The organism is Pseudomonas koreensis, from assembly GCF_025447595.1.
GTDB classification, from domain to species: Bacteria; Pseudomonadota; Gammaproteobacteria; order Pseudomonadales; family Pseudomonadaceae; genus Aquipseudomonas; species Aquipseudomonas koreensis_H.
The window spans coordinates 182,627-199,771 of record NZ_JAOEJU010000004.1; the positions used below are offsets into that span (position 1 = coordinate 182,627).

The 17,145-nt window shown below is 60.9% G+C and carries 21 protein-coding genes; 11 read left to right on the forward strand and 10 right to left on the reverse strand.

Annotated features, from left to right (window positions below):
* Window positions 1–4: 4 nt before the first annotated feature.
* Window positions 5–448 carry a PilZ domain-containing protein gene (locus tag N8H71_RS08300; RefSeq protein WP_262193605.1) on the reverse strand — a complete coding sequence of 148 codons (444 nt, stop codon included), beginning with the start codon at window positions 446–448 and terminating at the stop codon, window positions 5–7.
* Here N8H71_RS08300 and N8H71_RS08305 point away from each other — a divergent pair.
* The 5 genes from N8H71_RS08305 to cysB all read left to right on the forward strand — a co-directional run bounded on the left by N8H71_RS08305 (window position 447) and on the right by cysB (window position 4,405).
* A complete protein-coding gene (locus N8H71_RS08305; RefSeq protein ID WP_262193606.1) occupies window positions 447–833 on the forward strand; it encodes a thioredoxin family protein in 387 nt (128 codons plus the stop codon). The genes N8H71_RS08300 and N8H71_RS08305 overlap by 2 nt on opposite strands.
* Window positions 830–1,786: a putative 2-dehydropantoate 2-reductase gene (locus tag N8H71_RS08310; RefSeq protein ID WP_262193607.1), complete on the forward strand. Its 957-nt coding sequence runs from the start codon at window positions 830–832 to the stop codon at window positions 1,784–1,786. Before N8H71_RS08305 ends, N8H71_RS08310 begins: the two co-directional genes overlap by 4 nt.
* A gap of 23 nt (window positions 1,787–1,809) precedes the next feature.
* Window positions 1,810–2,715 (forward strand): 5'-nucleotidase, encoded by a 906-nt coding sequence (locus N8H71_RS08315; RefSeq protein WP_007955682.1) that lies wholly within the window; start codon window positions 1,810–1,812, stop codon window positions 2,713–2,715.
* 98 nt (window positions 2,716–2,813) lie between these two features.
* A complete protein-coding gene (locus tag N8H71_RS08320; protein ID WP_007955683.1) occupies window positions 2,814–3,317 on the forward strand; it encodes a universal stress protein in 504 nt (167 codons plus the stop codon).
* 113 nt (window positions 3,318–3,430) lie between these two features.
* Window positions 3,431–4,405 carry an HTH-type transcriptional regulator CysB gene (gene cysB / locus N8H71_RS08325; RefSeq protein WP_007955684.1) on the forward strand — a complete coding sequence of 325 codons (975 nt, stop codon included), beginning with the start codon at window positions 3,431–3,433 and terminating at the stop codon, window positions 4,403–4,405.
* 8 nt (window positions 4,406–4,413) lie between these two features.
* Here the strand turns inward: cysB and N8H71_RS08330 are convergent, their stop codons facing one another.
* Both N8H71_RS08330 and N8H71_RS08335 read right to left on the reverse strand, forming a co-directional pair.
* Window positions 4,414–4,896: a GreA/GreB family elongation factor gene (locus tag N8H71_RS08330; RefSeq protein ID WP_221535297.1), complete on the reverse strand. Its 483-nt coding sequence runs from the start codon at window positions 4,894–4,896 to the stop codon at window positions 4,414–4,416.
* Window positions 4,897–4,898: 2 nt separating this feature from the next.
* Window positions 4,899–5,306, reverse strand: coding sequence for a hypothetical protein (locus N8H71_RS08335; RefSeq protein ID WP_007955686.1), 408 nt, complete (start codon window positions 5,304–5,306; stop codon window positions 4,899–4,901).
* A 124-nt stretch (window positions 5,307–5,430) separates the two neighbouring features.
* On the opposite strand from N8H71_RS08335, the gene earP reads away from it, so the two are divergent.
* A complete protein-coding gene (earP, locus tag N8H71_RS08340) occupies window positions 5,431–6,573 on the forward strand; it encodes an elongation factor P maturation arginine rhamnosyltransferase EarP (RefSeq protein WP_262193608.1) in 1,143 nt (380 codons plus the stop codon).
* Window positions 6,574–6,621: 48 nt separating this feature from the next.
* Window positions 6,622–7,191, forward strand: coding sequence for an elongation factor P (locus N8H71_RS08345; RefSeq protein ID WP_003226785.1), 570 nt, complete (start codon window positions 6,622–6,624; stop codon window positions 7,189–7,191).
* Window positions 7,192–7,256: 65 nt separating this feature from the next.
* Here N8H71_RS08345 and N8H71_RS08350 read toward each other — a convergent pair whose 3' ends face one another.
* From N8H71_RS08350 to N8H71_RS08365, 4 genes are all read right to left on the reverse strand, one after another.
* A complete protein-coding gene (locus N8H71_RS08350) occupies window positions 7,257–8,270 on the reverse strand; it encodes an alpha/beta hydrolase (RefSeq protein WP_221535299.1) in 1,014 nt (337 codons plus the stop codon).
* 33 nt (window positions 8,271–8,303) lie between these two features.
* The gene (locus N8H71_RS08355) at window positions 8,304–8,723 is read right to left on the reverse strand and encodes an organic hydroperoxide resistance protein (RefSeq protein ID WP_034155242.1); all 420 of its coding nucleotides are present in this window, start codon (window positions 8,721–8,723) and stop codon (window positions 8,304–8,306) included.
* Window positions 8,724–8,994: 271 nt separating this feature from the next.
* Window positions 8,995–9,459, reverse strand: coding sequence for a MarR family winged helix-turn-helix transcriptional regulator (locus tag N8H71_RS08360; RefSeq protein ID WP_047295464.1), 465 nt, complete (start codon window positions 9,457–9,459; stop codon window positions 8,995–8,997).
* 83 nt (window positions 9,460–9,542) lie between these two features.
* Complete coding sequence (locus tag N8H71_RS08365; RefSeq protein WP_039770458.1) at window positions 9,543–10,499, reverse strand: LysR family transcriptional regulator; 957 nt, start codon at window positions 10,497–10,499, stop codon at window positions 9,543–9,545.
* Between the two features lie 112 nt (window positions 10,500–10,611).
* On the opposite strand from N8H71_RS08365, the gene N8H71_RS08370 reads away from it, so the two are divergent.
* A complete protein-coding gene (locus tag N8H71_RS08370) occupies window positions 10,612–11,361 on the forward strand; it encodes a sulfite exporter TauE/SafE family protein (protein WP_262193674.1) in 750 nt (249 codons plus the stop codon).
* On the opposite strand, the gene N8H71_RS08375 is transcribed toward N8H71_RS08370, so the two are convergent.
* Window positions 11,351–12,205, reverse strand: a complete 855-nt coding sequence (locus N8H71_RS08375; protein ID WP_007955701.1) for a LysR substrate-binding domain-containing protein — start codon at window positions 12,203–12,205, stop codon at window positions 11,351–11,353. The two genes, N8H71_RS08370 and N8H71_RS08375, sit on opposite strands and share 11 nt — an antisense overlap.
* Before the next feature lie 97 nt (window positions 12,206–12,302).
* Here N8H71_RS08375 and N8H71_RS08380 point away from each other — a divergent pair, with 97 nt between their 5' ends.
* The gene (locus N8H71_RS08380; RefSeq protein WP_262193609.1) at window positions 12,303–12,518 is read left to right on the forward strand and encodes a DUF1127 domain-containing protein; all 216 of its coding nucleotides are present in this window, start codon (window positions 12,303–12,305) and stop codon (window positions 12,516–12,518) included.
* Window positions 12,519–12,582: 64 nt separating this feature from the next.
* The gene (locus N8H71_RS08385; RefSeq protein WP_262193610.1) at window positions 12,583–13,809 is read left to right on the forward strand and encodes a winged helix-turn-helix domain-containing protein; all 1,227 of its coding nucleotides are present in this window, start codon (window positions 12,583–12,585) and stop codon (window positions 13,807–13,809) included.
* Between the two features lie 131 nt (window positions 13,810–13,940).
* On the opposite strand, the gene N8H71_RS08390 is transcribed toward N8H71_RS08385, so the two are convergent.
* Window positions 13,941–15,287, reverse strand: a complete 1,347-nt coding sequence (locus N8H71_RS08390) for a class II 3-deoxy-7-phosphoheptulonate synthase (protein WP_262193611.1) — start codon at window positions 15,285–15,287, stop codon at window positions 13,941–13,943.
* A gap of 150 nt (window positions 15,288–15,437) precedes the next feature.
* Here N8H71_RS08390 and N8H71_RS08395 point away from each other — a divergent pair, with 150 nt between their 5' ends.
* The gene (locus tag N8H71_RS08395; protein WP_262193612.1) at window positions 15,438–16,193 is read left to right on the forward strand and encodes a spermidine synthase; all 756 of its coding nucleotides are present in this window, start codon (window positions 15,438–15,440) and stop codon (window positions 16,191–16,193) included.
* A gap of 135 nt (window positions 16,194–16,328) precedes the next feature.
* On the opposite strand, the gene N8H71_RS08400 is transcribed toward N8H71_RS08395, so the two are convergent.
* On the reverse strand, window positions 16,329–17,120 hold the full coding sequence (locus N8H71_RS08400) for a crotonase/enoyl-CoA hydratase family protein (RefSeq protein ID WP_262193613.1): 792 nt from the start codon (window positions 17,118–17,120) through the stop codon (window positions 16,329–16,331).
* Between the last annotated feature and the right edge of the window lie 25 nt (window positions 17,121–17,145).

A 17,145-nucleotide genomic window follows, 5' to 3' on the forward strand; every position in this document is an offset into this window, starting at 1 on the left:
CTGTTCAGTCCAGCACTGGCTGCGCAAAAGCTTTGCGAACGGAGTCGTGGGAGAACTCGTCGGCGTGTTGTTCGACCCATTGCAGGGCCAGGGCCTGAATATCCTGGAGATCGTCGTGGGCGTCGTTGAGTCGGCAATAGCGCTCGATCTGACACACCTGCTCACCCATTCGCGCGCTGAACAGCGTCTGTTCGTCGGTGAACGCGATGCCCACCAGATAGCCTTTTTTGCGTCGCAGGCACCAGGCCACGTAGCCCGGATAACAGATGTCGGCGTTGAGGGTCGGCATGCGCACCTGCAATGCGGTGCCATGGCGCCAGGCACGGTGGTAATTGCAAGCGATGCCGCCGAGGCTGATAGTGTGCAGCCGTTGACGCGAAATACACTCCGGTGTGAGCAAGGTCAATTCAACGGGCACATCATCCGGATGAGGAATAAACCGTCCCATGAGCACAGACTCCCTGTGTCGGCCATTTGACATTGTTTCCCCCAGTATAGTGGTCGAATCGCAGCTGACCGATTTTGACGCCGACCAACGGCTGCTGGCGATGAACGGCGTTTCTCTGGTGATCTTCACCAGCGTCGGCTGTGCCAGTTGCCGCTATGCCCGCGAAGTGTTGCCGGGGCTCGATCTTGCGGTCGATCGCGTGTGCTGGATCGATGCCGGTGACAACGGCGGGCTGGTCGAGCGTTATCAGGTCTTTCATTTGCCGGCGCTGTTTGTGGTGCGCGACGGCGAGTTCTTTGGGGCAGTGCACTCGCGCCTGAACGTCGATGAGCTGAACGCAGCCGTGGCGCAGGCGCTGGGTCGAATTGCAGAGGAGTTGCCGTGATGGGAGCAGTGAACAAACCGGTGGTGGGGATTATCGGCACCGGCGCCATCGGAGGGTTCTACGGGGTGATGCTGGCCCGGGCCGGGTTCGATGTGCACTTTCTGTTGCGCAGTGAATTTTCCGCAGTCGCCGAGCGCGGCTTGCAGGTGGACAGTGCCGTGCATGGCGCATTGACGCTGAACCCGGTGCAGGCTTATTCGTCGGCAGAAGACATGCCGCCCTGCGACTGGCTGCTGGTCGGCGCCAAGACCACCAGCAATGCCGGGCTGGCGCCGTCGATCATTCAGGCGGCCAAACCCGACGCGAAAGTGCTGGTGCTGCAAAACGGCCTCGACGTTGAAGACAGTTTGCGGGCGTTGCTGCCCGACTCCCTGCACTTGCTGGGCGGTTTGTGCCTGATCTGCGTCCACCGCGAAGGGCCGGGGCAGATCACGCACCAGGCGCTGGGGGCGGTGAATGTCGGTTATCACAGCGGCCCGGCGCCGGATGACGCGGCGCGCATGGCAATCGTCGAGGAGGGCGCCGGCCTGTTCCGCGCCGCCGGTCTCGACTCCCAGGCGATGCCGAACCTGCATCAGGCGCGCTGGCAGAAGCTGGTGTGGAACATTCCCTACAACGGGCTTTCGGTGTTGCTCGGTGCCAGCACCACGCCGTTGATGGCGGACACCGACAGTCGCGCATTGATTCAGGCACTGATGGCTGAAGTGGTGCAGGGCGCCAAGGCCTGCGGTCACGACATGCCGCCCGGTTACGCCGAATACCTGTTCATGATAACCGAGAAAATGCCCGACTATTGGCCGAGCATGTACCACGACTTTTTGCACAAGCGACCGCTGGAGCTGGAGGCGATCTACGCTCGTCCTTTGGCGGCTGCAAAAGCGGCAGGCTGCGAGTTGCCGCGAATCGAATCGTTGTATCGCACATTGAGCTTTATCGACCGGCGTAACGTTTAAACCGGTCGCACTGGGGGAAAGGCATGGCCAAGAACATCGATGACAAGCTGGTGCTGGCGATCTCGTCCCGTGCCCTGTTCGACCTGAGCGAAAGCCACAAGGTGTATGAGTCGAGTGGCGTGGAAGCCTACCGGCAATATCAGATCGATCACGAAGACGAAATCCTCGCGCCGGGCGATGCCTTTCCGCTGGTGGAAAAACTGCTGAACCTGAACAGTCGCCTCGGCCGCGCCCGGGTCGAGGTGATTCTGGTGTCGCGCAACAGTGCCGACACCGGCCTGCGCGTTTTCAACTCCATTGGTCATTACGGCCTGGCGATTTCCCGTGCGGCGTTCGTCGGCGGGCGCAGTCCTTATCCGTATCTGAAGGCTTTTGGTTGCGACCTGTTTCTCTCCACCCACGCCGAAGACGTGCGTGCTGCCCTGGATGCCGGTTTCGCGGCGGCGACCATTCTGTCCGGCGGTGCCAGTCGTGCGGCCAGCGATGAATTGCGCATCGCCTTCGACGGTGACGCCGTGCTGTTTTCCGACGAATCGGAGCGGGTCTATCAATCCGGTGGGCTCGAAGCCTTCCAGGCCAAGGAGCGTGAATCCGCTCGCGAACCGTTGCGCGGCGGGCCGTTCAAGGGCTTTCTCGCGGCGCTCAATCTGTTGCAGCGAGAGTTCTCCGATGAGGAATGCCCGATTCGCACCGCCTTGGTCACTGCGCGTTCGGCCCCGGCCCATGAGCGGGTGATCCGCACTTTGCGCGAGTGGGATATCCGGCTTGACGAATCGCTGTTTCTCGGTGGCCTGACCAAATCGGCGTTCCTCGAAGCCTTCGCCGCCGACGTGTTTTTCGACGATCAGGCCGGTCACTGCGAGCTGGCCCGGGAAGTCGTGGCGACCGGTCACGTGCCCCACGGCATCAGCAACGAACCGGCGGTCTAAAGCCCACGTGGTTCAAGACGTTGCGTCGCACGTCGTACTCGCCAAGGCACTGCTAAGCTGAATCAAATCTCCGCCATGTTGGCACGCGAGGAGGTCATATGATTCGTTCGATGCTGTATGCCACTGACCTCGGTCTGTACGCACCGTTAGTGATGCAGCATGCCCTGGCGATGGCGCGAACGTTCAATGCCGATCTGTATGTGGTGCATGCGGTGGAACCCATGGGGCTGTTTGCCGAATCGGTGTTGCAGAGCTATCTCGACGAACAGGCATTGAACGAATTTCACAGTCAGGGTCTGAAAACAGTCATCGCCAATATCGAGCAACGGGTGCTCGACAGTTTTCGTGAAGAGCTGGGGGACGAGGGCGAGCAGGATCTGCAGCGGATACGCGCGGTGCGGGTGCTGCAGGGCGATCCGTCACAGGTGATTCTCGATCAGGTGCAGAAACTCTCTGTCGATTTGCTGATCGTAGGAAGTCACAGCCACGGGGTCGGGGCGGAAACACCGTTGGGGCGAACGGCGGCACGGCTGCTGCAATTGTCCAAGGTGCCGGTTTATCTGGTGCCGCTGGTGGAGCGTCGGCGTCGGGAGGATCGCTGAAGCGGGAATAATGGCACTTTGATAAAAAAGTTCTAGATTTATTCTTCAAACCATTAATATAGTTATATACCGTCGCTGATGCTCGTGGCGTCTACCTGCTTTGAGGGATTCATATGAAGCTTCAACAATTGCGCTACATCTGGGAAGTGGCGCACCACGACCTCAACGTTTCCGCTACAGCCCAAAGCCTCTACACCTCGCAACCGGGCATCAGTAAACAGATCCGTCTGCTGGAAGACGAACTGGGCGTCGAAGTGTTCGCCCGCAGCGGCAAGCACCTGACCCGCGTCACTCCGGCCGGCGAGCGCATCATCACCACCGCCGGTGAAATTCTACGCAAGGTCGAAAGCATCAAGCAGATCGCCCAGGAATTCTCCAACGAGAAGAAGGGCACCCTGTCGATCGCCACCACCCACACCCAGGCGCGTTATGCACTGCCGCCGGTGATCAGCAATTTCATCAAGCAATACCCGGACGTGGCGCTGCACATGCACCAGGGTTCGCCGATGCAGATCGCCGAAATGGCCGCTGACGGTACCGTCGATTTCGCCATCGCCACCGAAGCGCTGGAGCTGTTCGGCGATCTGGTAATGATGCCGTGCTACCGCTGGAACCGTTGCGTGGTCGTGCCTCAGGGCCACCCGCTGACCAAGCTGCCGAAGCTCACCCTCGAAGCCCTGGCCGAATACCCGATCGTGACTTACGTCTTCGGTTTCACTGGTCGCTCGAAACTCGACGAAGCCTTCAGCCATCGCGGCCTGACGCCGAAAGTGGTGTTCACCGCTGCCGACGCCGACGTGATCAAAACCTACGTGCGTCTGGGCCTGGGTGTTGGCATCGTGGCGAAAATGGCGGTCGACACCAAACTGGATAACGATCTGGTGGTGCTCGATGCCAGCGAACTGTTCGAGTCCAGCGTGACCAAGATCGGTTTCCGTCGCGGGACCTTCCTGCGCGGCTTCATGTGCGACTTCATCGAGAAGTTCGCGCCGCACCTGACCCGCGAAGTCATGGCCAAGGCCATTCAGTGCCACAACAAGCAGGAGCTGGAAGAGCTGTTCGAAGGCGTCGAACTACCGGTTCACTAAGCCCCTGTCTACAGCACCTCGGTGACAGCAAACTGTTGCCGGGTGCCCGCCACCAGAATCTCCACCTCGTCACCCTCGAACTTGCCCAGCAGGCTTTTGCCCAGCGGCGAGCGCGGGGTGATGACGGTAATTGGCTGACCCACCACGTCGACTTTCAGGCCTGCCGCATCCGGCGCCAGAAACAGCCATTGCTCGCGACCCTTTTCGTCTTCCAGACCCAGCAGGGCGCCGACTTCAATCCCTCGCTGATCGTCATACGCGCGCAGCGTCAGGTTCTGGCACAGCGCCAGTGACTGACGAATTTCCTCGACCCGTTTCGCCTGGCCCGCTGCCAGATACGACGCCTCAAGACCCAGGGTGTCGTACTTGTTTTCGGCGATGTTCTCTTCGTGGGTCGCGGTTTCGTAGGCGGTTTGCGCCGCGCGTTCGGCGATGTCGAGGTCGACGCGCAGCTTGTCGAGAATCAGTTGGTGAACCGTCTGTTTATTCATGATCAATCGCAGAATTGCAGGACGTTGGCGCGGCTTTTTTCGCTCGGGGCCGTCTGATCCTGTTGCAGCCAGAACTGGCATTTGGGGTTCGACAGATTGCGCGTGCTGCCACGGGCCTGGTCCAGGCGCGCCTGTTGCTCGTTTTTGCGCAGGTTTTCTTCGTACTGCTCGAACAACGGGCTCTGCGGCGGAATGTCCGGTACCACTCGGACGGCGGGCGGGTTGGCCAGTTGCTGCACGGCCTGAGCAACCGGCGCCAATTGTTCATTGAAGAAAAAGCGTGAAGCGAGCCAGCACGTCAGCGCAATGGCCAGGAAACCCAGCCATAGACCCAGGGCAATGCTGCCGGTCAATTGCAGCGCGCTAAGCTGAACAGGCAAGGGGCGACGCGGGTTGGGACGATAGGGCATGGCTGCCTCCTGGCGGATGAATGCGGGCAAGTCGCGATTGTCGCACGAAGATTAATTGCCGTCGGCTCTTCTGCACGGAGACATTTATGCGGACAATCGGCGCTTTTGCCAACGGGAGCCTTGAATGCCGGAACTGAACACCCGCTGGGACATTTTCTGCACGGTCGTCGATAACTACGGCGACATCGGCGTGACATGGCGCCTGGCCCGGCAACTGGTGAGCGAGCACGGCCTGGCGGTGCGGTTGTGGGTCGATGATCTGCGGGCATTCGAGCGTATCTGCCCCGAAATCGACATCGGCCTCGATCAGCAATGGCAGCAGGGCGTCGAAGTCCGGCACTGGCCGGCCGAATGGAAGGAGGCGGAAGCGGCCGACGTGGTAATCGCCGCGTTTGCCTGCCAGTTGCCGAGCGTCTACATGGACGCCATGGCCGCTCGGGAGAAACCGCCGTTGTGGATGAACCTCGACTACCTCAGCGCTGAAGACTGGGTGGTCGGTTGCCATGGTTTGCCTTCGGTGAAGTACAAGTCGGTGCAGAAGTACTTTTTCTTTCCGGGGTTCCTGCCGGGCACCGGCGGCTTGTTGCGTGAAAGCGGTTTGCTGGAGCGGCGTCAGCAGTTTCAGCAGGATCCCGAGGCGCAGCGACAATTCCTGCACGGTCTGGGGATCGTTCCTGCGCCCGGTGCGCAGTTGATTTCGCTGTTTGCCTACGAGAATGCCGGACTCGCCAGCTGGCTGGATGTGCTGGCGGCGGACTCGACACCCACTCATCTGCTGGTGCCGGAAGGGCGGATTCTCGGCGATGTCGCCCGTTGGCTCGGGGTCGAGTCGCTGGCGGTCGGAGCATTGCATGTACGCCAGTCGCTGACTGTGCAGGTGCTGCCGTTCGTCCACCAGGATCAATACGATCAATTGCTCTGGTGCTGCGATTTCAACGCTGTGCGCGGTGAAGACTCCTTCGTCCGCGCACAATGGGCGGGGCGTCCGATGCTGTGGCACATCTATCAGCAGGACGAAGATATCCATCTGGACAAGCTCGATGCCTTTCTGGCGCTGTACACAAAAGGTCTTTCGCCAGCGGCAGCCGAAGCGATGAACGGTCTTTGGCGCGCTTGGAGCGCCGGGCAACCTATTGGAGAACAATGGCTTGAAGCCCGTAAACACTGGCCGCAACTGCAGGAAAACGCCCGGACGTGGTGTCTGGAACAGGCCTTGCAGGCGGATCTTGCGACGGCGCTGGTACAGTTTTACCGAAATTGGATATGATACGCGGCCTAGATTTTTGTAAATCCCATCCAAATTCGGATATTCGCAATGAAAACTGGTAAAGAACTCAAACCCGGTACAGTGATCCGTATCGACAACGATCCTTGGCTGGTTCAGAAAGCTGAATTCACCAAGTCGGGCCGTAACAGCGCGATCATGAAGACCAAGCTGAAGAACCTGCTGACCGGTTACAAGACCGAAACCGTTTACGGTGCGGACGACAAGCTGGACGACGTGATCCTGGATCGCAAAGAAGCGACCCTGTCCTTCATCAGCGGTGACACCTACACGTTCATGGACACCACTGACTACACCATGTACGAGCTGAACGCTGAAGACATCGAAAGCGTTCTGCCATTCGTGGAAGAAGGCATGACCGACGTTTGCGAAGCCGTGTTCTTCGAAGAGCGTCTGGTTTCCGTAGAGCTGCCGACCACCATCGTGCGTCAGGTTGACTACACCGAAGGTTCCGCTCGCGGCGACACTTCCGGCAAGGTGATGAAGCCTGCCAAACTGAAGAACGGTACCGAGCTGTCGGTTGCTGACTTCATCGAAATCGGCGACATGATCGAGATCGATACCCGCGAAGGCGGTTCCTACAAAGGCCGTGCCAAATAAGCACTGCTTTTTGCGGAAAGAAAAAGCCCGACCATTGAGTCGGGCTTTTTTGTGCCTGATGAAAATTACTGCTTCAGGTGCTGTTTCAGTTCTTCCGAGGCCTGCAACATCGCCGAGCGCACCGCCGGTACCTGGCTGACCACGTTGAGCAAACCGTAGTCGTGGATCATGCCGTTGTAGCGCACCGAGGTCACCGGCACACCGGCTTCGTCGAGTTTGCGGGCGTAGGCTTCACCTTCGTCACGCAGCACGTCGGCCCCGGCGGTCTGCACCAGTGCAGGCGGCAGACCTTTCAATTGCGCGGTCGTGGCCCGCAACGGCGAGGCGTAGATCTCGTTCCGCTGGTTGGCGTCGGTGGTGTAGTTGTCCCAGAACCACTTCATCATGTTGCGGGTGAGGAAGTGCCCCTCGGCGTACTGGTTATACGAACCGGTGTCGAAATTGGCATCGGTCACTGGCCACAGCAGCACCTGGAACTTGATCGCCGGGGTGCCTTTGTCTTTGGCCATCAAGGCGACGACCGCCGCCATATTGCCGCCGACGCTGTTGCCCGCCACCGCCAGACGCTTGCCGTCGACGTTGATCTCTTTGCCGTGTTCGGCCACCCATTTGGTCGCGGCGTAAGCCTGGTTGATCGCCACCGGGTAATGCGCTTCCGGCGAAGGGGTGTAGTTGACGAACACCGCCGCCGCGCCCGATCCGACCACCAGATCCCGCACCAGACGTTCGTGGGTCGGGAAATCCCCCAGCACCCAGCCGCCGCCGTGGAAGAACATGAACACCGGCAGCTCGCCCTTGACCCCGGCAGGCCGGACGATGGTCAGGCTCAACGGTTGGCCATCGACCTGGATGGTCTTCTCACTGACGTCCGCTTTGGGCAGCGTCAGTTTGACCCCGGACTGCGCGCCCGTCAGCACGGCGCGGGCATCCTTGGGTGTCAGCTGTTCCATCGGTTTGCCGGTGCCGGCATTCAACACATCGAGGAACGCCTGGGTGTTGTGTTCAACCTCCCCGGCGAATGCGCTGTGGATGGACAGGGCGAGAAGGGTACCGGTCAAGACTTTGCTGAAAGTGTTCATGTTCATTTCCTGTACGGGCCTGAGTGTCAGTGATTACACGGTGACGTGCAGACGCACATCGACATTGCCGCGAGTGGCGTTGGAGTACGGGCAGACCTGGTGGGCAGCGTCGACCAGGCTTTGTGCATCAGCCTGTTCCAGGCCCGGCAGACTGATGTGCAGGTCGATGTCCAGACCGAAACCGCCAGGAATCTGACCGATGCCGACGTGAGCAGTGATCGACGCGTCGTCCGGGATTTTGCGTTTGGTCTGGCTGGCAACGAATTTCAGCGCGCCGATGAAGCAGGCCGAGTAGCCGGCGGCAAACAGTTGCTCAGGGTTGGTAGCCGCGCCGCCGGCACCGCCGAGTTCTTTCGGGGTGGCCAGTTTGACGTCGAGGATGTTGTCGCTGGATATCGCACGACCGTCACGGCCGCCAGTGGAGGTTGCGATTGCGGTATAGAGAGTTTGCATGGTGTGAGCCTCATCAAGTGTGGTTTGTTGCGCTAATTATTTGCGCGCTAACTAGGTGCGAAGTAAATGTACTGCGCAAATATTTAGCGCGCAAGACAAATTTTTGAAGAAAGCTGAAATCTGCACTTGGATCGGGCGGATTCGTGATCTCAAGCTTTTGATATAGAAGGTTTTTTTAACGTAAAACGAGAGAAAAAAATTTCGGGGATAAGCGGGGACGGTGCGATTTGCCTGCAGGCGCAAGGCTGCGCCCACAGGAAAGGGGGGAGTCTTAAGCGAGGCTGTCCTGCAAATGACCACGCAAGGCCTGCAACTCGGCTTGCAGATTTTGCAGGCGCTCCAGCGTAAAGCCACTGGCCCCCAGGATGCATTGCGGAACGGTTCGGGCCTTGTCTTTCAAGGCGCGTCCCTGGGCAGTCAGTTCAACGATCACCACGCGCTCATCCTCACGGCTGCGGGTTCGGCTGAGCAAGCCTTCACCTTCCAGCCGCTTGAGCAGCGGGGTCAGCGAGCCAGGATCGGTCAGCAGGCGCGTGCTGATTTCTCCGACGGTCAAACCATCCTTCTCCCACAGCACCATCATCGCCAGGTATTGCGGATACGTCAGGCCAAGCGCTTGCAACAGCGGCTTGTAGACCTTGGTCATCATCAGCGAAGTGGAATGCAGGGCGAAGCAGGCCTGATTGTCGAGCAGCAGGTCTTCGCAGTGATCGGTGGTGTCGCGGTCGGTGGTCATGTCGGTGCCTTGAACGGTGATGCAGATGAATCTAGCGCTCGAATCTTTAATGCGCCAGACAATTGTGCCCGGTGGCGAATCGGTCAGTGCCGGCCCAACTCTCGTTGCAGGGCCAGATCCCACGGCGGCACGGGGCTGAACCGGGTCTTGAGGTATTCCAGCAGCAAGCGGCTGCGGGAGCTGGCCTGTTGCTCCAGTCGCAAAGCATAGATGCCGGTGCTTTCCGGTTTTGGCAGACCGTTTTCACAGAACAGCGGCAGCAACTCGCCACGCAGAAGGTATTCGCTGGCCAGCCAGGTCGGCAAATGCGCGATCCCGAGTCCTGCGAGTGCACCGCAAACCAACGCCTCTGCATTGTTGGCGCTCATGCGCACCCGCGCCGGACGGTGCAATTGCATCTGCCCGTTCTGTTCGAACCGCCAGGCGAAGGGCGGGGCGAGGCCGTCCCAATCGAGGCCGTCATGCTCGCTCAATTGCGCGGGCTCGCTCGGCACGCCCCGGCGCTTGAGATAGTCGGGGCTGGCGCAGGCGATGCGCACCATGCTCGCCAACGGTGTGGCGACCAACCGGGTGTCAGCCATTTGCCCTGCGCGCAACACGAGATCGACCTTGCCCAGGTTCGAGCCGTCCATATCGACAAAGCTGTCGATCAGATGCAGTTGCACATCCAGCCCCGGATACAGCACCAGAAAATCAGCAATCACCGGCGCCAGATGCCGACGCCCGAATGCTGCCGGCGCATCCACCCGAATCAGACCTTCCGGCGCGCTGCTCAGGGAAACCGCTTCGGCCCGGGCCAGTTGCAACTCCGCGACGATACGCCGCGCCCGTTCGGCAAACGCCAGACCCGCCGGCGTGGCGCGCACCGCGTGAGTACTGCGGATGAATAACTGGCTGCCGACAGCGCTTTCCAGACTGTCGATGCGCCGGGCAACGGCGGATGGCGTCAGCGGGTGTCGACGCGAAGCTGCAGAAAAACTGCCGCTCTCCAGCACGTCGAGAAACAGCCCGAGTTGTTCGGTCAATTGATTGGGATTCATGAATCAGTTCAGTGCCTATGCGGATTTGGCACAGCCATTGTGCGTTGCTGTGCGTTTCCGTGCCAGTGCCGACTGCGTAGGATGGATCGCCTGACGTATGAGGAATTCTGCTGTGATCGAGTTTTTGCTGTACCTGTTGTTTGGCGCCGCCCTTGGCACTCTGGGTGGGATATTCGGCATCGGTGGCGGCTTGATCGCCATTCCGCTGCTGGGCGTGTGGTTCGGGCTCGATCAGCAGATCGCCCAAGGCACGGCGCTGGTGATGGTGGTGCCGAACGTGATGCTGGCGCTGTGGCGTTATCACCAGCGCAATCGCATCGAACTCCGGCATGCGTTGCCGCTGGCGGTGATGGGATTCTGCTTTGCGTGGATCGGCTCGATCTGGGCCGTGGGCATCGATGCGCAAACCATGCGCATCGGCTTTGTCGCATTCCTCGTGGCGTTGTCGGCCTATAACCTGGTGCGCATGTTTGGCGCGCGCCCGTCGGCGACTTCCGAGATGCGTTATTCATGGCCGTGGCTGGGCGTGCTCGGTGCAGCGTCGGGCACCATGGGCGGTTTGTTCGGTGTCGGCGGGGCGGTGGTGGCGACGCCGGTGCTGACCAGCCTGTTCGGCACGACTCAGGTGGTTGCTCAAGGCCTGTCGCTGGCGCTGGCATTGCCGAGCACCGGTGTCACGCTGGTGACTTACGCGGTGCACCACGAAGTGGACTGGATGATCGGTCTGCCGCTGGCTATCGGCGGTCTTGCGAGCATCAGCTGGGGCGTGAAAGTAGCCCACGCGATGCCGGAAAAACTCCTGCGCGGGCTGTTCTGCGGGTTCCTGGTGCTGTGCGCGGTGATGCTCGCCTTTAAAGTTTGAAGCCTTCGACGATGTGCTCGGCCAGGCATTCGGTGATCGGCGACGGATTGTTGAGGTTGCGGATCAGCATGATGCTGGCCTCGGGCAACAGCGGCAGATCTTCGGCGGCCCCGAGAATGCGCAGGTCCGGGGTGATCAGGCTTTCCAGTTGCGCGGTGATCGCCAGACCCGCGCTCACCACCGCCATCAACGCCGACAGGCTGGTGCTGTTGTAGGCAATCCGGTATTCACGGCCCATGGCGTCCAGCGCATTGCAGGCCCACAGGCGACAGAAGCAATCACTGTTGAACATCGCCAGCGGCAACGGCGTCTGTTCGTGGGCGCTGAAATTCTGCGCCTCGGCCCAGACGAAACGCTCCTTGCGCAGCAGTTGGCCAATCTCGTTGCCCGGCTCGCGGGTGACGATCGACAAATCCAGGTCCGTGCGTTGCAGCAACTGTTTGGTCGACTCGCAATGCACTTCGATCTGGATCAGCGGATAGAACTGGGCGAAGCGTGACAGGATCCCCGGTAGAAACCGCATCACGTAATCGTCTGGCGTGCCGATCCGCACCGTGCCGACCATGTGCGGCTCGCGCAGGGTGTTGAACACCTCGCTATGCAACTTCAGGATGCGCCGCGCGTAGCCGAGCAACACCTGCCCTTCGGCGGTGAGGCGCACCTGACGCCCGTCGCGTTCGAACAACTGGCGCTGCAACACGTCCTCTTCCAGACGCTTCATCTGCATGCTCACCGCCGACTGGGTGCGGTTGACCATTTCGCCAGCGCGGGTGAAACCGCCCTGATCGGCAATCGCGACAAAGGTGCGAAGGACATCGGTATCGATACTGGGGTACGCCGACAATTGATGAATCTCCGTGATGCATGCCATCAGAAACATTCGTTGGATTGATCGTAGCGCCAGCGCGAGACTTGAGCCATCCCTAAAGGAGGGCAACACGATGAAAGGTCAGAAAGAGTATGTAACCGAAGCCGGGCATTCGATCCACGTGGTATCCGATCTGCTGCACAAATTTACCCGCTGGTACGAACTTCACCGCGAACGCGAGTTGCTTGCCAGTCTGAGCGACGAAGCGTTGAAGGACATCGGGGTCAGTCGTGCCGATGTCGAACATGAGTCGGTGCGGCCGTTCTGGGACGATCCGATGCATAAATGATGAGGCCATCGCTACACAAACCCCTTTGTAGTGAGGTAGGTTGCGAGCAGACATGGAGGTACACATGCCCGCGACATTGTCCTTTTCCCTTAAACAGGCTCGACGTCTGGCACTGGTTGCCCAAGGGTTTCATGGGCGCCAGCCGCCGGCTGTCAAAGCCATGCACCTCAACCGGCTGATCGAACGCCTCGGCCTGTTGCAGATCGACTCCGTCAACGCCGTGGTGCGCTCGCACTACCTGCCGCTGTTCTCCCGTCTCGGTTCCTATTCTGCTGACTTGCTCGACCAGGCTGCCTGGAGTTCGGGGCGACGTCGTTCGCTGTTCGAATACTGGGGCCATGAAGCGTCGTTGCTGCCGCTGTCGATGTACCCGTTGATGGGCTGGCGCATGCAGCGGGCCAGGCGCGGTGAGGACATCTATCAGCAACTGGCGCGATTCGGCCGCGAGCAACAGGAGACCATTCGCCGGGTGCTGGCGTCGGTGGAGGAGCAGGGCGCACTGGGCGCCGGCAGCCTTTCGACCCGCGAGGAAAAGGCCGGGCCGTGGTGGGACTGGAGCGCGGAAAAGCACGCGCTGGAATGGTTGTTCGCCGCTGGCGAGGTCACCGTGGCCGGGCGCCGTGGCTTCGAGCGATTGTATGACTTGCCGGAGCGGGTGATCCCGGCTTCCGTGCTGCAACGGCCATTGCTCGACGAGGCCGAGGCGCAGCGCGGTTTGCTGTTGCATGCAGCGCAGGCGCTGGGTGTCGGCACAGAAAAAGACCTGCGTGATTACTTCCGACTGAACCCCTCTGATGCCCGCCCGCGTCTGGCCGAACTGGTCGAGGACGGGCAACTGCTGACCTGCGAAGTCGCCGGTTGGCGCCAGATCGCTTATTGCCTGCCCGAGCCGAAAATCCCGCGCAAGATCGAGGCCGGTGCATTGCTGTCGCCGTTCGACTCACTGATCTGGGAGCGCAGCCGGACCGAGCGGCTGTTCGACTTCCGCTATCGGCTGGAGATTTATACGCCGCAGGATAAACGCGTTTACGGCTATTACGTGCTGCCGTTCCTGCACAACGAACGGATTGCTGCGCGAGTTGACCTGCGCGCCGAACGGGCGGCGGGGCGATTGGCAGTGCATGCGGTACACGAGGAAGAAACCGGACTGGATGACGCGGGGATGCTGGCACTGGCGCTGAACTTGCGGCGCATGGCGGACTGGTTGGGGCTTGAGCAGGTGCAGCTCAATTGTCAGCGGGAAAGCGCGGGTCGGCTCCGGATGGCTATGGTTCAGATTGGCTGCGACTGAACCGGCCTCATCGCTGGCAAGCCAGCTCCCACAGTGACCGAGTCGTTCACAAACTAAATGTACGACATCGATCCTGTGGGAGCCGGGCTTGCCCGCGATGAGGCCTGATCAAACAATGAAGGTGTCCGAACTTAGCGGCGAACCTGCTTCAGCGTCTCGGCGATCAAGAACGCCAGTTCCAGCGACTGATCGGCATTCATCCGTGGGTCGCAGTGGGTGTGATAACGATCCGACAAGCCATCTTCAGTGATCGGCCGCGCGCCACCGATGCACTCGGTGACGTTTTGCCCGGTCATCTCGATGTGGATGCCGCCGGCGTAGCTGCCTTCCGCTTCATGAACCTGGAAGAACTGCTTCACCTCGCCAAGGATCTGCGCGAAGTCGCGGGTCTTGTAGCCGCTGCTGGCCTTGATGGTGTTGCCGTGCATCGGGTCGGAACTCCACAGCACCTGCTTGCCTTCGCGCTGCACCGCACGGATCAGCGCCGGCAGGTGATCGCCGACCTTGTTCGCGCCCATCCGGGCGATCAGGTTGAGGCGGCCCGGATCGTTGTCCGGGTTGAGCACGTCAATCAGGCGGATCAGGTCGTCGGGGTTCATGCTCGGGCCGACTTTGACGCCGATAGGGTTGTTCACCCCGCGCAGGAATTCGACGTGGGCGCCGTCGAGCTGACGGGTGCGGTCGCCGATCCACAGCATGTGCGCCGAGCAATCGTAGTAATCGTTGGTCAGGCTGTCGCGGCGCACGAAGGCTTCTTCGTAGTTCAACAGCAGCGCTTCGTGGGCAGTGAAGAAACTGGTTTCGCGCAGTTGCGGCGAGCTGTCCATGCCGCAGGCACGCATGAACGCCAGGGTTTCATCGATACGGTCGGCGAGGTGGCTGTATTTCTCGGCCAACGCCGAGTTGGCGATGAAATCGAGGTTCCACTTGTGCACCTGATGCAGGTCGGCAAAGCCGCCCTGAGCGAAGGCGCGCAGCAGGTTGAGGGTGGCGGTGGACTGGTGATAGGACTGCAGCAGACGCTCCGGATCCGGTACGCGGCTGGCCGAGTCGAAACCGATGCCGTTGACGATATCGCCCCGGTAGGCCGGCAGGGTCACGTCGTCGATGGTCTCGTCGTTTGCCGAACGCGGCTTGGCGAACTGGCCGGCCATGCGCCCGACTTTGACCACCGGGCAACCGGCGGCGAAGGTCATGACGATCGCCATCTGCAGCAACACTTTGAAGGTGTCGCGGATCTTCGCGGCGGAGAATTCTGCGAAGCTTTCCGCGCAGTCGCCGCCCTGCAGCAGGAACGCCCGGCCCTGGGTGACTTCGGCAAACTGACGACGCAGCTCGCGCGCTTCGCCGGCAAACACCAGCGGCGGATAGCTGGCCAGCGTCTGCTCGACCTGGCGCAGATGCGCGGCGTCAGGGTATTGGGGTTGTTGCTGGATCGGCAGGGCGCGCCAGCTGTCAGGGCTCCAGGGTTGGCTCATCACGGTCTCTAAGGTTCTACGCACGGACGGCCATGTTAGCAGCAATTAGTGCGTGACCTGCTCCCGCCGCTTCGCCGACAATCGCCGCTTTGCCACGGCGCCACAGCGGTGCCATCGCGTCACCGCGCCCGGTGACCACCAGGAGACGAAATGACTGAGGAGCGCGTCGAGCTGTTGCTCGCCGAGGTACAGGATGAGTTCGGCGTGATTCGCGTGCTGGAAGTGGCCGACTACCGCTTTCTGGAGTTCGGCGATGCGATCGAGCAAAGCTGCGTGTTTACCGCTGACCCGAGCTGGCTGGAGTACGACTACACCCGGGCGATGCTGATCGGCGCGTTGTGCCATGAGCAACCGGAGAGTGCGCTGTTTCTCGGGCTGGGCGCGGGAACGCTGACCCAGGCCTGCCTCAAGTTCCTGCCGCTGGAAGATGTCGAAGCCATCGAGCTGCGCCCGGACGTACCGCGTCTGGCCATCGAATACCTCGGGCTGGATGACGATCCACGGCTATACATCCGTGTCGGCGATGCCCTTGAGCTGTTGCCGACCGCTGAACCTGCGGATCTGATCTTCGTTGACCTGTACACCGATGTCGGCCCCGGTGCCGGGCACCTTGCGTGGAATTTCCTGGGGGACTGTCAGAAACGTCTGAATCCTGGCGGCTGGCTGGTGATCAACCAGTGGGCCACCGATGACGGCAAACCCTTGGGCGCGGCGCTGCTGCGCGGGCTCTATCACCGGCATTACTGGGAACTGCCGGTGAAGGAGGGCAACGTGATTCTGATCGTGCCGGCGGATCTCGATCAGGTGCTGGACATGCAGGCGCTGACTGCCCGGGCTGAAGCGCTGGCGCCGAAGCTGGGTTATTCGCTGGCGTCGTTGATCAAGGCGATTCGCCCGGCGACATGATTCGCTGAATGTACCGGCCTCTTCGCGGGCAAGCCCGCTCCCACACTGATCGAGTCGTTCATAGGTTCTGTGTACGGCGCGAAACCTGTGGGAGCGGGCTTGCCCGCGAAGGCGGCGCTATGACCGCCACCCATTTCAGATCCCTTTGAATATACCGGGTCGCCGCTCCACCAGCGAACGCACACCTTCCTTGGCGTCCTCAGTGGACAGCAACTTCTTCACCAGCGGCGGCAATCCCTGCGCCGCTGCGGTCTCGCCTTCATAGCGCGCCTGGCGCGCTGACATCAGCGTCGCCTGCACGCCAAGCGGCGCCTGTCGGGCGATCCGTTCGGCCAACTCGATGGCGCGCGGCAACAAATCTTCACTGGCCATGACTTCCTGCACCAGACCCAGGCGCAAGGCATCGTGGGCATCGAACTCGTCACCGGTCAGCAGCCAGCGCATCGCGTTGCCCCAGCCGGCTATCTGATGAAAGCGCAACGTCGCACCGCCGAACGGAAAGATCCCGCGCTGCACTTCCATCTGCGCGAATCGAGTGTTGCTCGCGCACAGGTTGATGTCAGCAGCGAGCATCAATTCGATGCCGATGGTCAGGCAATAACCCTGCGCCGCGACGATCACCGGTTTGCTGACCCGTGGCCCGACGAACACGCCCCATGGATCGCAACCGCCGGGCGGCACCTGCCAGCCTTGGGCGAGGGCAGAACTGGCGTTGACCAGATCGAGCCCGGCGGTGAAATGCTCACCATGCCCGAACACCACCGCCACCCGGGCGTCGCTGTCGGCCTCGAATTCGCCGTAGGCCAGAGCCAGATCGTTGAGCAGGTCGAGGTCGAAGGCATTGCGCTTGGCGGCGCGGTCCAGGCCGATCAAATGCACGTGACCGTGACGCGCACGGCTCACGCGGCCGGGGCAGGGCTGATTCATGGGTGTTTCCTCGCAGGGGAAGAAA

What these genes read in the sequence shown, in the direction of transcription:
- N8H71_RS08305 (WP_262193606.1), top strand. Translation starts at nt 447, where the DNA reads ATGAGCACAGACTCCCTGTGTCGGCCATTTGACATTGTTTCCCCCAGT.
- N8H71_RS08300 (WP_262193605.1), bottom strand. Translation starts at nt 448, where the DNA reads ATGGGACGGTTTATTCCTCATCCGGATGATGTGCCCGTTGAATTGACC.
- N8H71_RS08315 (WP_007955682.1), top strand. Translation starts at nt 1,810, where the DNA reads ATGGCCAAGAACATCGATGACAAGCTGGTGCTGGCGATCTCGTCCCGT.
- N8H71_RS08320 (WP_007955683.1), top strand. Translation starts at nt 2,814, where the DNA reads ATGATTCGTTCGATGCTGTATGCCACTGACCTCGGTCTGTACGCACCG.
- cysB (WP_007955684.1), top strand. Translation starts at nt 3,431, where the DNA reads ATGAAGCTTCAACAATTGCGCTACATCTGGGAAGTGGCGCACCACGAC.
- N8H71_RS08330 (WP_221535297.1), bottom strand. Translation starts at nt 4,896, where the DNA reads ATGAATAAACAGACGGTTCACCAACTGATTCTCGACAAGCTGCGCGTC.
- N8H71_RS08335 (WP_007955686.1), bottom strand. Translation starts at nt 5,306, where the DNA reads ATGCCCTATCGTCCCAACCCGCGTCGCCCCTTGCCTGTTCAGCTTAGC.
- earP (WP_262193608.1), top strand. Translation starts at nt 5,431, where the DNA reads ATGCCGGAACTGAACACCCGCTGGGACATTTTCTGCACGGTCGTCGAT.
- N8H71_RS08345 (WP_003226785.1), top strand. Translation starts at nt 6,622, where the DNA reads ATGAAAACTGGTAAAGAACTCAAACCCGGTACAGTGATCCGTATCGAC.
- N8H71_RS08350 (WP_221535299.1), bottom strand. Translation starts at nt 8,270, where the DNA reads ATGAACACTTTCAGCAAAGTCTTGACCGGTACCCTTCTCGCCCTGTCC.
- N8H71_RS08355 (WP_034155242.1), bottom strand. Translation starts at nt 8,723, where the DNA reads ATGCAAACTCTCTATACCGCAATCGCAACCTCCACTGGCGGCCGTGAC.
- N8H71_RS08360 (WP_047295464.1), bottom strand. Translation starts at nt 9,459, where the DNA reads ATGACCACCGACCGCGACACCACCGATCACTGCGAAGACCTGCTGCTC.
- N8H71_RS08365 (WP_039770458.1), bottom strand. Translation starts at nt 10,499, where the DNA reads ATGAATCCCAATCAATTGACCGAACAACTCGGGCTGTTTCTCGACGTG.
- N8H71_RS08380 (WP_262193609.1), top strand. Translation starts at nt 12,303, where the DNA reads ATGAAAGGTCAGAAAGAGTATGTAACCGAAGCCGGGCATTCGATCCAC.
- N8H71_RS08385 (WP_262193610.1), top strand. Translation starts at nt 12,583, where the DNA reads ATGCCCGCGACATTGTCCTTTTCCCTTAAACAGGCTCGACGTCTGGCA.
- N8H71_RS08390 (WP_262193611.1), bottom strand. Translation starts at nt 15,287, where the DNA reads ATGAGCCAACCCTGGAGCCCTGACAGCTGGCGCGCCCTGCCGATCCAG.
- N8H71_RS08395 (WP_262193612.1), top strand. Translation starts at nt 15,438, where the DNA reads ATGACTGAGGAGCGCGTCGAGCTGTTGCTCGCCGAGGTACAGGATGAG.
- N8H71_RS08400 (WP_262193613.1), bottom strand. Translation starts at nt 17,120, where the DNA reads ATGAATCAGCCCTGCCCCGGCCGCGTGAGCCGTGCGCGTCACGGTCAC.